At 66.8% G+C, this 13053-nt stretch carries 11 protein-coding genes; 5 read left to right on the top strand and 6 right to left on the bottom strand.

Annotated features, from left to right (window positions below; genetic code table 11):
• From ltrA to GA615_RS26835, 5 genes are all read right to left on the bottom strand, one after another.
• Positions 1-1177: group II intron reverse transcriptase/maturase (gene ltrA / locus GA615_RS26850; RefSeq protein WP_152054433.1), on the bottom strand; the 1177-nt coding region annotated here is incomplete at its 3' end.
• Positions 1178-1793: 616 nt separating this feature from the next.
• Positions 1794-2822, bottom strand: coding sequence for an AAA family ATPase (locus GA615_RS26845; protein ID WP_161602598.1), 1029 nt, complete (start codon positions 2820-2822; stop codon positions 1794-1796).
• Between the two features lie 34 nt (positions 2823-2856).
• Positions 2857-3018 (bottom strand): hypothetical protein, encoded by a 162-nt coding sequence (locus tag GA615_RS27680; protein WP_161602597.1) that lies wholly within the window; start codon positions 3016-3018, stop codon positions 2857-2859.
• Between the two features lie 25 nt (positions 3019-3043).
• Positions 3044-3838 carry a hypothetical protein gene (locus tag GA615_RS26840; protein WP_152054431.1) on the bottom strand — a complete coding sequence of 265 codons (795 nt, stop codon included), beginning with the start codon at positions 3836-3838 and terminating at the stop codon, positions 3044-3046.
• A 19-nt stretch (positions 3839-3857) separates the two neighbouring features.
• A complete protein-coding gene (locus GA615_RS26835; RefSeq protein WP_161602596.1) occupies positions 3858-4814 on the bottom strand; it encodes a hypothetical protein in 957 nt (318 codons plus the stop codon).
• Between the two features lie 280 nt (positions 4815-5094).
• Between GA615_RS26835 and GA615_RS26830 the strand changes: the two genes are divergently transcribed.
• The 5 genes from GA615_RS26830 to GA615_RS27675 all read left to right on the top strand — a co-directional run bounded on the left by GA615_RS26830 (position 5095) and on the right by GA615_RS27675 (position 12667).
• Positions 5095-5691, top strand: coding sequence for a sigma-70 family RNA polymerase sigma factor (locus GA615_RS26830; protein WP_152054429.1), 597 nt, complete (start codon positions 5095-5097; stop codon positions 5689-5691).
• Between the two features lie 78 nt (positions 5692-5769).
• Complete coding sequence (locus tag GA615_RS26825; protein WP_152054428.1) at positions 5770-8772, top strand: serine/threonine-protein kinase; 3003 nt, start codon at positions 5770-5772, stop codon at positions 8770-8772.
• A 122-nt stretch (positions 8773-8894) separates the two neighbouring features.
• Positions 8895-11132: a matrixin family metalloprotease gene (locus tag GA615_RS26820; RefSeq protein ID WP_152054427.1), complete on the top strand. Its 2238-nt coding sequence runs from the start codon at positions 8895-8897 to the stop codon at positions 11130-11132.
• Between the two features lie 374 nt (positions 11133-11506).
• A complete protein-coding gene (locus GA615_RS26815; protein WP_161602595.1) occupies positions 11507-12454 on the top strand; it encodes a WD40 repeat domain-containing protein in 948 nt (315 codons plus the stop codon).
• Positions 12455-12496: 42 nt separating this feature from the next.
• Positions 12497-12667: a hypothetical protein gene (locus tag GA615_RS27675; protein ID WP_161602594.1), complete on the top strand. Its 171-nt coding sequence runs from the start codon at positions 12497-12499 to the stop codon at positions 12665-12667.
• 64 nt (positions 12668-12731) lie between these two features.
• Here GA615_RS27675 and GA615_RS26810 read toward each other — a convergent pair.
• A partial coding sequence (locus GA615_RS26810) for a transposase (RefSeq protein ID WP_201750345.1) occupies positions 12732-13053 on the bottom strand: 322 nt, incomplete at its 5' end.

Genomic DNA, 13053 nt, shown 5'->3' with positions numbered 1-13053 from the left:
CGTAGCGATAGTGGTTGCCCCAGCCCCGCAGATAGGAGTTCAAGGCCCCCAGCTTCGCGACGATCGACTGGTTGCAGGTGGACCGGGCGGTGATGGCGAGCACCTTCGCCCGGAACTCCCGCACGGAGTCATCCGGGATCAGCAGCTTGGGCAGCCTGACCCTGGTGCCGGTCATCTCTCGTCGGATGTCGAACCCCAGGAACCGGAACCCATCGTTGACGTGCGTGATCCGCGTCTTCTCCTCCGAGAGCTCAAGCTTCAGCTCCGAGGACAGGAACTCCTGGAGGTCCCGCTTCATCGCCTCAGCCTGGGCCCTGGTCCCGTTGCACATCACCACGAAGTCATCCGCATCGCGGATGTGCACGAAGTTGGCCCGCCCTTCCCGACGCCGCTGCTGCCGCACCGCGCGCGGCAGTCGCGTCCGCCGTTCCAGGTATCGATCCAGCTTGTGTAGGTACACGTTGGCCAGGAGCGGGGAAATGATCCCGCCCTGGGGCGTGCCCTCCTGGGTGGCCGCGAACAACGAGCCTTCCATCACGCCGGCCCTCAGGAATCGCCACACCAGCCGGAGCAACTTCTTGTCCCGGATCCGACGCCGCAGGAGGCCGATCAGCTTCCTGTGGAGGATCTTGTCGAAGCAGGACTTGATGTCGCCCTCGATCACCCAGTGGTAGAGCCCTTTGTTGCTCGCCCGATGGAGGATCGTGGCCAGCGCGTCGATCGTCGAGCGGTTGGGACGGAAGCCGAAGGAGAGGTTGTAGAACTCCGCCTCGAAGATGGGTTCGAGGATCATCCGCACCGACTCTTGCACGATCCGATCCCGGATCGACGGGATCCCCAGGGGACGGAGCTTGCCATTCCTCTTGGGGATGTGGACCCGCCGGACCGGGTGCGGCTCGAACCGCTCGCTGCGCAGGTCCTCGGCCAGCTTCCGGAGGTTGCCCTCCAGATCGGCGTCGAACTTGCCCATGGTGATCCCGTCACAACCGGCAGTCTTGCTGCCGCTGTTGCGGGCGACACGATCATGGGCGGCACGCAGCCAGGTCGGCTCGTAGACCAGGTGGTACAGGTCGTACAGCCGGAGGTCCTTCCGCGATGCGAAGAGACCGAGTTCCGGTTCCGTCAGACGCTGCACCGACCACTCGCTGAGCTTCCTCTGTCGTTCACCGATCTCCATGGAGATCCCTCCAGTTCACACCCGGTGCTTGGGACGAGAGGAACTTCCCAACAGACTGCCGCCCTTCGCCATGTGGCCGGCTTTCCCGACCTCGGACTACTACGGCGGCTCCGCCACGACCGCGGGGCATCGGCGGACTGCCCGCCTTGGCATCCCCGCGGCCGCTTCCCGCATGACTGATGATGCACTCCGACGTGGTGACGTTGGTGCCGGTTTCTCGACAACCCGACCCGTTCACTACGGGCTCCCGATCGTGGTGCTGGGATAGTCCAGGTGGCCCAGCACACTTCCAGCGGACGACGAAATGATCCCCTGGCTGTCGGAACGGCCCCCTCGGGGTCCGTTCCCTGGATCGCCTCCCCGCCTCACCCCGTCGCCGAGGTAAGCAGAATATTGCGTGGAGGGAGCTTCGTTTCCCGAAGCTTGAAACCCGGTTCGTTTGGCTCACCATATCACCACTCAGCCAAGCCTTGCCTCTCGGCGGTCTGCTTCGCGCCTCACAAGGCCTTTCAGGGTCAGCTCTTTCACCGAGGACCGGCATCAGTCCCGGCTACGACCCAAGGGCTCAAGACGACCTGGAATCGTCAGGGGAAGGGTGTCCCCTTCCATTGCGTCATCAACCTCCACTGCGCACCTCGTCCACGAAGACCAGCGAGAGGGCCATCGGATCGGCGATCGCCAGCGCTTGCCGGGTGCGGGCCTCGGTCTCGCCCACCAGCGAACCCATGAGTGCGCCGACCTCCATCACGAGCGTCGGCCGGCCCACTTCCTGGCCCAGCGACCGCTCAAACGCGCTCTTGCCCGTGCCCGGAACCCCGAGGAGCAGCACTCCCCTGGGCCGCCCCCCCGCCGGGCGACCGGGGCGCAGGGCGCGGGAAGAGAAGGACTTCAGGGCGTCCAGGCATCCGCGGCCGGCGAAGCCCGCGCCGCCCCGATGCAGACGCATCAGGCCCGAGCGGGTCAGTGCTTGCGCTTTCAACTCCCAGAGCGTTTCGGGCTGCACCCGGCCGTGGCGCACGAGCGACAAGGCGACCGCCCCCTCGGCCTCCAGCCGGGTCAACCCGGCGGCGGCATCGAGCACCGCGTCACGCTCAGGCCCTTCGGCCGGCAGCTCGCCCGGCTCGGTGGCGATCGCGCGGGCGATCCCCTCCAGCTGGTCGCGGCCCGGCAGGGCATGTTCAATGACGACAAATTGCCGCTCCAGCTCCTGCGGCAACGCGACCGCCGGCGCCAGGATGACGATCGTGGTGCGATCCCGCTTGCCCCGCGCCAGCGCCGCGTCGAGCGCCGGGATCAGCTCGGCCGAGCCGAGCAGCCTGTACAGATTACGCAGGATGAGGAGGGCCGCCCCATCCCCCTCGCCGGGCGCAAGCCGTGAGAGGGCCCGCAACGCGGCCATCGGGTCGGACCCGTCGGCGACAAGCGCCCCCGGGCCGTGTGCCCCCGCATCGGACCCGTCGGTCGTGGGCGGTCCGGCTCGCGGGCCCCGCAGGCCCAGCTCCAGGTCCCATTCGGCCAGGGACCAGCCCCGAGCCCGGCAGAGCTCGGCCAACTCAGCCACGGCGTCGTCGTGCTCGAACGACGTGACCCAGAGGCTAGGAAAGGCGGCGCGGACGAGCTCAGCGACGCGCTCAGAAAGCGTCATAACGTCACTCCTGGAGATGTGGGATGTGGAGAATTCAGATCGGAGAACGCCGGTCGCCAACCCCCCGACGCACATAACGAACGGCCCAGGCCGGACGACCGTCGAGCGTCGTTCGGACCAGGACGCCTTGGCGCTGCAACCAGTAGGCGGCCGACGCGATCGTTGCGGAGATGATCTGCCAGCGACGGTCCAGCATGAGCTTCTGGTTCTCAAGGATCGTGTTACCGTCGCCGCTTGCTTCGGCCCTGGCCTTTGCTACCGCCGCTGCCGAACCGGAAGCGGTGCCTTCGCCAGATGGGCAGGTCCAGGTGCGATCCGTTCGTAAAGGCTCCGTTGTGGCGGCTGGGGAGGTCGTCGACCGGTATTTCGATGGCGTCATGACCATTGCGACCCTCGAGAAGATGATGCCCGTTGGCCTGGTGGGGCCGGTCCTCGTCGTCAAGCAAAGGCTCGGGCCCGTCGTCGTGGTGAGGAGCCGCAACCATCCCGAGGTCCTCATCGGGGCCGTCGTCCTCGAACGAGTCGGTGAGCGGCTGGACCTCATCGGCGAGATCGCCCTGAGGATGGTTCTGCGTCGATCTCGACAGGGCTCCGGACTCCGGCTCGACCAGTTGCCAGCGCCGCTGAAGCTTCGCCCGTGCCTCCAGCAGGGCGGCCTGATGGGACTGAAGCTTCATCAGGGGTTCGAGTGACCGGTCCTGCAGCTCTGGCGGCGGGCCTGTCAGGCCGTGATCGCGGGAGGCCCGATCGTGAGCAGCAAGCCTCGCCTGCAGGGCATGATGGCTGCGAAGCACCAGGTAGTTCACGAACCCGGTCGTCTCGTCCAGCACCGCTCGTCCAAAGGCGGCCGGATCGTCCTGCGCCCGGACGCGACTCGCCTGGAGTATCTGGTCCCAGAGCTCTTCCGCGTCGATCAGGCTCGGGCACGACCGTTCCAGCTCGGCCAGGAGTTCACCGTACCGGCCCTCGGCCGCCAGTCGGGCACGACGCTGGGGGCCGCTCTCGCGAGGCGGCAAGGCTTAGTCGATCGAGGGTTCAGGACGCATCACGCTTCTCCGCTCGCTGGAAATGGTCATCGCACCCAGAAGATTCCGCACGCCGACGGGCTCGTTCCAGGACCAGATGCAGGCCCTCCATGGCCTTCTGATCCTCAACGGTCCCGATCGCGGGCCGCGCCCACCACGCCGCGGCGCGGGAGCGGAGCCGAAGGGCCTTGACCGTCGTCGGGGACGGCCCGTCAACGAGCGTTGCGATCACCGCCCGGATGTCTGCCTCGTCCCGCAACTGCCCGAGGATCGCCCGCTCGAAATCTGCCCGCCCCGGGCCGGCCAGGTCGAGCCTCGCCATCCCGACCAGGCACCGCACGATCTCCCGTCCTCCCAGGAAGCCGAGCAGTTTCCAGAGCTGAGCCGGGTCGCACGGCGGCTGGCCCGGAGCCAGGCCAATCCCGACCTGATGGACCAGCGCGGCGTTCGTAAGTCTGCCCTCCAGATCGAAAAAGAGATGCATATACGTCCGGACGACCTCCGAAGGGACGCCGAGCTTCTCGGCAATTGCGCCCGGCGCTTCCCGGGCAAGGATCAAGGATTCGAGCCACCACCGGTCGGGCGGTCGGCCCGTGAACAGCTCGTGGGCCGCCGTCAGGTTCGGCATCCGCCGGCGAAGCTCGTCGCGATCATCGCGGCCCCGGCACGGGGCCAGTCGTCTTGCAAACCGAACCGTCACCTCGACCCAGGGATCGACCTGCGATCGGCGGACCGCCACCCCATCGGCAATGCGGGTAGCCAATTGCCAGCGCCAGTTCGCCGGTCGAGTCGGGTTCGTGGGAGACAGGCGAAACAGGGCGTTTGGGAGGGAGGAGGGACGGACCACACGATGGGATACTTTCGAGGGTACGGGGGGTCGAGAGGACGTCGCCGTGGCGGTCCCACGTCGATTGCCGGGCGACGACGCCGCTGGAGACAGCGTCGGGCTGAGAACAACGTGGGTCATGGAGGCCATCTCGGTTTGGCATCGTGATCTTCCGGCGCAACAACTTCATCATAATTGGGTGGCAACGGTTGCGCAAGCAAATCGCCTCACCCCTTCGGGTCCGCAGGCCCTCGACGTTGCCCTGAGGCCCGGGAGGGTGTTGTCGTGATTGCGTGACGTGTAACATCAGGAAGGAATCAAGGAATCCCTGAATATGCTCTTTCCCGGATCGGTCCCGTGCTGAAGCTGACGGCTTCGGTGCACCCGGCCGGGGAGGTCGATCTCCCGGGACTGTTCGCCCATGAACGACATCACGCGGATTCTCTCGGACATCGAGCAAGGCGACCCGCGAGCCGTTGAGCGGCTCTTGCCCCTGGTTTACGACGAGCTGCGCCGGCTCGCCGCCCGGCAACTGGCCCGCGAGGCGCCCGGGCAGACCCTCCAGCCCACCGCCCTCGTCCACGAGGCTTACCTGCGGCTCATTGGCCCCAGCCAGGTCGGCTGGGAAGGCCGCGGCCACTTCTATGCCGCGGCGGCCGAGGCCATGCGGCGGGTCCTGGTCGATGCCGCCCGGCGTCGGCAGAGCCTTCGCCGCGGCGGTGAGCTTCGGCGCAGGGAGTTGCTCGATGGCGACCTGAAAATCGAGCCCGACAGCGATAACATCCTCGACCTGGACGAAGCCCTCACCCGGCTCCGGGCCGAGGACCCCCGGGCCGCCGAACTGGTCACACTCCGAGTCTTCTCGGGCATGACCATCGAGGAGGTCGCCCAGGTTCTGGCGATCTCTCCCCGGACCGCGAACCGGACCTGGGCCTACGCGAGGGCCTGGCTGGGTCGGGAGCTTGGCGCCTTGGGGCCCGAAGGCGCAAATCATGAAGACGAAAAGCCTTGTGATTAATCTGCAGTAATTTGGCCCGCTTTGCTCCCGGATTACGCATGTCTTCTCACCGGGAGTTGACCGGGGGAGATGTGACCCATGACGAACAACCGCCTGGTTAATGAACGATCGATCTTCCTGCAGGTGCTGGAACTGGACTCGGCCGAGGCGCGGGCCGCCTTCCTCGACGAGGTGTGCGGGACCGATGCATCCCTGAGGCGGAAGATCGACGACCTGCTGGAGGCCCACGAACGTCCCCTCGGGTTGCTCGACCTGCCGGACCGAGACACCCCGACCGAACTGATGCCACCGGCCGGCGAGGGGTCAGGAATGTCGGTCGGCCCTTACACGCTGCGGGAGGTCATTGGCGAGGGGGGGATGGGCGTGGTCTATGTCGCCGACCAGCACGAGCCCGTCCGCCGTCGGGTGGCGTTGAAGCTGATCAAGCCGGGGATGGACTCCAAACAGGTGATCGCCCGCTTTGAGGCCGAGCGGCAGGCCCTGGCCCTGATGGACCACCCGAACATTGCCAGGGTCCACGACGCTGGGACCACCGAGGGCGGTCGCCCCTACTTCGTGATGGAACTGGTCAAGGGGCTGCCGATCACCGCGTATTGCGAGCAAGAACGGCTGGCGCTGCGCGACCGGCTGGAGCTGTTCATCCTGGTTTGCCGGGCGGTGCAGCACGCGCACCAGAAGGGGGTCATCCACCGGGACCTGAAGCCGTCGAACGTGCTGGTGACGGTGATCGACGGGGTGGCCGCGCCCAAGGTGATCGACTTCGGCGTGGCCAAGGCGACCGGACCCTCGCTGACCGATCGGACCGTCTACACCGCGTTCCAGCAACTGGTGGGAACACCGCTGTACATGAGCCCGGAGCAGGCGGCGCTCTCCGGGGTGGACGTGGATACCCGCAGCGACGTTTACAGCCTTGGCGTGCTCCTCTACGAGCTGCTCACCGGCACGACGCCGTTCGACCGAGAGCGGTTTCGCACGGCGGCGTTCGACGAGATGCGGCGGATCATCCGCGAGGAAGATCCGCCGACGCCGAGTTCCCGTGTCAGCACCCTGGGGACGACCTCGGATACGGGGACCGGGCCGCTCGACCGGCGCGAGCGGAGCCGACTCGGCAGAATGCTGCAGCGAGAGTTGGACTGGATCGTGCTGCGGGCCCTCGAGAAAGACCGCAACCGGCGCTATGAGACGGTCGGCTCCTTTGCGTCAGATGTGCGACGGCACCTCGACGGACAACCCGTGGAGGCGTCTCCCCAGTCGAGATGGTATCGGCTACGGAAGTTCACGAGGCGACATCGAGGGGTGCTCTCGACGACGTTGCTGGTCTTCCTGGCCCTGCTCGCGGGCATATCGGTGAGTCTTTGGCAGGCAATTAGAGCTCAGGAAGCGGCCGAGGAGGCTCGGCGTCGGGCGGAGGAATCGCAGAAGGTCATCGAATACCTGACCGAGGACGTCCTCGGCGCCACCGTGCCGGGTAAAGGCAGCGGCCGTTCGGTGACCATCGGCGATGTGCTCGACGAGGCCGACGCCGCCCTGGCGACTCGCTTCCGAGGACGGCCGCTCTTGGAGGCAAACGTCCGCATGGCCCTGGCCCGCACCCATTTCTACCTGGGGGAACAGGACTGGGCCGAACGGCACATTCGGCGCGCCGCGGAGTTGCGGTCCCAGCACCTCGATCGTCAGCATCCCGCAACGCTCGAGTCCCTGGCCGAGCTCGCCTGGGTCCTCTGCCAGGCCGGTTTCCGAGGGGAGGACATCGACATGTCTGCCGAGCCGATCGCCCGCCAGGTGGTCAACGCCCGCCGCCGGGTGCTTGGCTCTTCCCACCCCGATACGCTCCGGTCCGAGGTCATCCTGGCGATCCTCCTCGACCAACTTGGCCATCGCGAGGAGTCCGAGCACCTGGCGGCGCGGGCCGAACAGCTCGCAGCACGGGCCCTGGGTCCCCAGCACGAGAGTACCATCTGGGCGCGGCTCTTTCTGGGAGAGATCGTTGCCGAGCGGGGCGACCTCGCCCGCAGTGAGACTTTGCTACGCCAGGCTCTCTGGGGCAGTGAGCGGACACTCGGGGCGCTGGACCACCTGACCCTCAATATCCTCACAAAACTCTCCCACGTCGTCCTTCGTCGCGGCCGGGCCGACGATGCTCGGGTCCTGAGCTTCCAAGCGTACGACCGCAGCCGGCAGGTCTTCGGGCCAATCCACGTCCAGAGCCTATGGAAGTTGACACGATTACTGTCGCTCCTCCAGTCCATGGGCGACCATGCCGCGGTCCGGGACGTCTGTGAGGGATGGCTGCGCGATTTCCTCGCAATACCACACGAGATCAGCCCACGACTTCGTCTCCAGCTCGCAAGGTCTCTACGGGAAATTCTGGGAGCGCTGACCGGCTTGCCACAGGACATCCCGATCGACGAGAAACTCGTCGTCCGCGCCATCGAGAGGGCCTCTCAGATCGTTGACCTCCAGAATCCGGAGTGGGCCTTCTATCGCGCCCGCCTCTGCTCCCGCCTTGGTCTGGAGGCAGAGGTGGGACACTGGATCGACGTGGACATCCGCAACTCCGACGGCGATCCGCGCCTGCTGAACAAGACCGCCTGGAAGCTGGTGACCTCCGGGGATCCGGCGCTGCATGACCCGGCGAGGGCGGTGATCCTAGCTTCCGAAGCGGTTGAGCTCGCACCCGAGAAATGGGCGTACTGGGATACCTTGGGAGTGGCCGCATACCGCAATGGAGAATGGCAAACGGCGATCGAGGCCCTGGACCGATCGATGACGTTGCACGGGGGTGGGAATCCGGGGCAATGGCTCTTCCTGGCCATGGCGCACCACCGCCTCGGCCGGGCCGCCGAAGCCCGCTTCTGGCTCGACCGTGCGGTGGCCTCGATGGAGGAGAGCGCGACGAGCAGCGGCGAATTGAGCCGCCTCCGCGCCGAGGCGGAGGACCTGCTCGGAGTCGACGACCGGAATCAACGCCCCGAAGCCGGTTCGCAAGGTACGAACAGGAGTCCCCGAATCCCGAATCCCCATGACTTCAACCCCCTGATGTCCGCAATGTGTATTCCGAGGCAACCGGGCCGCGCCTGAAAAGTTCCTTCTGACCGAAATCGTTGATCACCGACCGGTCTGATCCGGGGCGTTACCGGTGCGCGCCCGACGTCCGGCCCTCGTCCCGACCGCTGACACCACCAGCCCTTCGGAGTGACCCCATGACCATCCGCCCGACCGCCCTCACCTCGACCACAACCCGGACCTCCCGCGTCCTCGATCGCGTTCAAAGGCGGCCCACGCCTCGACCGACCGTGCGGCGACGCCCAGCAATCGAACCGCTCGAGGTCCGGACCCTGCTCTCGGCCGGGGCACTGGACGAGAGCTTCGACGGCGACGGCCTCCTGACCACCACCATCTCCGACTACGACGCGGCGCTCGACGTGACGGTCCAGCAGGACGGCCGCGTCGTGGCGGCAGGATACGCCAAGGGGCCGGATGGCACCAATGATTTCACCCTGATGCGCTATCTCCCCGACGGATCGCTTGATCCGTCGTTCGGTGATTCCGGGCTCGTCATGACGGCGATCGGAAGGGCGACACCGTGGGTGGGAAGTGGCGACGAGAGCGTCCAGGATGTCGCCATCCAGCCGGATGGCCGGATCGTCGCCGCCGGAGGGACCGTCGATCGGAAGGGCGATCAGGAGCTGGCCCTGGCCCGCTACCTGCCCGACGGCACGCTCGACGCGTCCTTCGGCAGCGGTGGGATCGTGACGACCGACATCCGGCCGGACGGCGAGGACAAGGTGACCGACCTCGCCATCGACGCCCAGGGGCGAATTGTGGTGACCGCGAACAATTTCACCCTGGCCCGCTACCTGCCCGACGGGACGCTCGACAGTTCCTTCGGCAGCGGTGGGATCGTGGTGACCGAACTGGGCCCCATCGGTGAGCACGTCGAGGCCCTGGCGATCGATCCTCTCGGGAATCTGGTCGTCGCGGGTCGTATCAGCGGCCCCTCCTACACTTACAAGATGCTCGTGGCCAGGTTCGATGAATCCGGGGTCCTCGACACCGATTTCGGTGGCGGCGATGGTCTGGTCGTCGTCGATTTGGGTCCTGAGGGCGCCGAAGCTACTGGCCTGGCGATTCAGCCGGATGGGCGGATCGTCGTTGCTGGGACTTATGGCCTGAACCTCTCCTTCGCCGTTGTCGGCCTCGACACGAACGGGGACTTCGACACGACGTTCGGTGGCGGGGATGGTGTGGTGATGACCGCCGTCGGTGAGGGATCGAGCTCGAGCGCCAGCGACGTGGTGATCCGGGGCGACGGTCGGATCGTGGTCTCGGGGAGGAGCTACGGCCAGAGTGGACTGGACCTCTTCGCCCTCGCCGCCTACGAGGCCGATGGCTCGCTGGATTCCACGTTCGGGACCGGTGGGATCGTCACGACCGAATTCGTCGGCAAGGAGGCGTTCGCGCACGCCATGGCGATCGCGCCGGATGGCGACCTCGTGGTGGCCGGCGGGGCCCTCACGAGGGTAAATGGCAGTCCGAGCCTTTCGGACATCGCCGTGGCCCGATACGTCGGCGAGGGGATCACGGTCTCGCCCGCCTTCGGCCTGGAGACCTCCGAGAGTGGCGGGACGGCCCAGATCAATGTGGTCCTGAACACGGAGCCATCCTCCCCCGTTACGATCCAGCTCGCGACCGGCGATTCGAGTGAGGGCCTCCTGCTCGACCCGTCGACCAATACTCAGGTCGCTATCCTTTCACTCACATTCGACCCGACGAATTGGAGCACGCCGCAAACGGTCACGATCGTCGGACAGGATGATTCCGAGTCGGACGGCGACGTTTCGTATTCGATCATCGTCGGGACGGCCTCGAGCACGGATACCGCCTACGACGGGTTCGACCCTGCCGATGTCGGTGTCGTCAATCATGACGACGAACCCTCCGACGGAGGAGGTGGCGGCAAGGGCGGCGGCAAGGGCGGCGGGCCCAAGAATCTCACTGCCGCCTCCGAGGCCGGGCCCAGCTCCGACGCCGACCCGCTCTCCCGCTGGCAACTCCGCTTCGCCCTTCGATCGGCCCGGGCCTTCTGGCGAGACGCCGGCGCCGACCTTAGCCGCCTCGGCCCGCTCGACATTCGCATCGCCGACCTGCCCGGCACCACCCTGGGCCAGGCCGACGGCTCGACGATCACCCTCGACCGCGACGCCGCCGGCCACGGCTGGTTCCTCGACCCAACGCCCCTCGACGCCGCCGACGTGCCGGGCGACCGTATGGACCTCCTCACGGCCGTCACCCACGAGATCGGCCACGCCCTGGGCCTGGAGCACGACCACGACGAGGACGGCCACGAAGAAGCCATCATGGCCCCGATCCTCGGCCTCGGAACGCGTCGCGTGCCGACCGTGCGCGTCCCCGAGGTCGCCTCGATGCGTCTCCGCTGAGGCCGCCGACACCGGGGCGGGCGGTCGCAGCGTCCGCCCGCCTCGGCCTTGGGCTTCTGCTTCATCTCGGCTCGGTCTCACCACCGAAGTGGAGCATCTCGTGTCGATTGTGTGCGGCAATCGGGAGAGGAGGACTCCCGAGTTTCTGCACGTCCGGGCCGCCGACTCAAGCGATTTCGGCAAGTATACGCGTGTGATTTTTTGAAGATGTGACATTTCTCTGATCCATGCGAGGTTCATCTATGAAAAGAAACTTGTTTCATCACCCCTTGGATCAGCGCGAATCGGGCCCGCGCGGCCGATCCAGATCGGCCCGTTGTGCTCGCGTAAGTATCCTGACTCCAGGATGGTGCCTGGCCGTGGGGGCCGTTGTCGTGGCCGTAATTGGATTCGGGGATGCCCTCGAGCGGCTTGCCGGGGGAGGCCCTGATCGACGGGTCATCGGACGGAGCGAACGGCCGATCCCCACCATCGCCTTCACGCCGGACGACAACCAGGTCGCCACGCTGGAGGCTCTCGGCCGCCTGACCTTCTGGAAGGTCGACGGGGGAGGCCGCAGGGTCATCACGGGCGGGGATTCTCAGCGCATCCGGTGCGTTGCCTTCGACCCACGAGGGGATGCGGTGGGGCTGGGGTGCTTCGACGGATCGATCCGGTTCCAGGACTGGCGGACCGGCCGGGACTCCGGCCGCATCGAGGCCAGCGGTGCCTCCATCCAGGCCCTGGCCTTCTCGCCCAACGGCCGCTGCCTCGCCTCGGGTGACTCGAACGGCCACCTCACGCTCTGGGATGCGAAGACCAGGAAGCCGCTGCTGGACGTCGACGTCCACCAAGGCTCCGTGACCACGCTGGCCTTCTCTCCCGATGGGCGATGGCTCGCCTCGGCCGGTTATGACGGTCGGGTGATCGTGCGAGAGGCCGTGACCGGCGCCTTGCGCGCCTCAACCTCGTGCAGGTCGGGCGTCCTCGGTCCGCTGCTCTTCGCGCCCGACGGCGGAGCCCTCATCTGGGCGAACCGCTTCGGTGGATTCGTCAGAAGGTGGGACCTCAGTGCCGGCGGGGACATCCTGAGCCTGGAGTGCTCGGTCCAGGACATGACCCCGACGCCCGACGGTCGATTCCTCCTGGTCCAGATCGACGGCGAGCGGCTCTGGCAACTCGACGCCGCGACGCTCCGGCTCCGGCGTCGGCTCCAGTTCCCGGGGGCCACCCTCTGCTCGCTGGCCATCTCGCACGACGGGACCCGTCTGGCGCTGGGAGGATTGAACACCGTCGAGGTCCGAACCTTCGAGTCCGAGGGGTTCGCAAACGCAACCGAATGAAGCCGGCCCGGGTTCCAATCAGTGGGATCGGTTGTTCCCCAAATGCGATGCTCCGCCGCCGGGTTTGCCGAGCAGCTCGCGTCATTCTCCCTGACCGACCTTGCCGCGATCGTCGCGTCCCTGGAACGTCGGGTCGCCCACATCGACGAGCAGCTCGCCGGCGGCGGTTGGGCGCCGGCTACGAGGCCTGGCGGTCCCGCACCGAGCGGGTGAGGAAGCACCTCACCGCCAAGTTGCGGATCGCCCGTCTGCGCTATCACACCGTCGAACGCCTCATTCACGTTCCGGTCGTCACTGGCTGATCCCGGGGCTGGGCATAGCACCCGGCGATCAGGGTCCGAATCCTGCCTCGGACCGTCTGGAAGTAGCACAGGCTTGCCCGGATCGATCGCTTCAGGTCGGCCAGCTCGTCGAACAGGCGGTTGTGCGTCGCCCGACGTCGCAACAGTTTCCAGAACCGCTCGATCACGTTGAGCTGGGGGCTGTAGCTTGGCAGACGGTAGAACTCCAGGTGCGGGTGCTCGGCCAACGCCTCGTCGATCGGCTTGCCCCGATGCCACGGGGCGTTGTCGATGATCAGCACCACCCGCTTGTGCTCG

The organism is Tautonia marina, assembly GCF_009177065.1.
Lineage (GTDB): Bacteria > Planctomycetota > Planctomycetia > Isosphaerales > Isosphaeraceae > Tautonia > Tautonia marina.
The sequence above is the reverse complement of the archived record's forward strand: the minus strand, read 5'-3'. Positions and strand labels throughout refer to the sequence as shown.

Bases quoted from the DNA above. Each gene is read 5' to 3' on its own strand.
- GA615_RS26835 (WP_161602596.1), bottom strand. From the start codon at position 4,814: ATGACCCACGTTGTTCTCAGCCCGACGCTGTCTCCAGCGGCGTCGTCG.
- GA615_RS26825 (WP_152054428.1), top strand. From the start codon at position 5,770: ATGACGAACAACCGCCTGGTTAATGAACGATCGATCTTCCTGCAGGTG.
- GA615_RS26820 (WP_152054427.1), top strand. From the start codon at position 8,895: ATGACCATCCGCCCGACCGCCCTCACCTCGACCACAACCCGGACCTCC.
- GA615_RS27675 (WP_161602594.1), top strand. From the start codon at position 12,497: ATGCGATGCTCCGCCGCCGGGTTTGCCGAGCAGCTCGCGTCATTCTCC.
- GA615_RS26845 (WP_161602598.1), bottom strand. From the start codon at position 2,822: ATGACGCTTTCTGAGCGCGTCGCTGAGCTCGTCCGCGCCGCCTTTCCT.
- GA615_RS27680 (WP_161602597.1), bottom strand. From the start codon at position 3,018: ATGCTGGACCGTCGCTGGCAGATCATCTCCGCAACGATCGCGTCGGCC.
- GA615_RS26830 (WP_152054429.1), top strand. From the start codon at position 5,095: ATGAACGACATCACGCGGATTCTCTCGGACATCGAGCAAGGCGACCCG.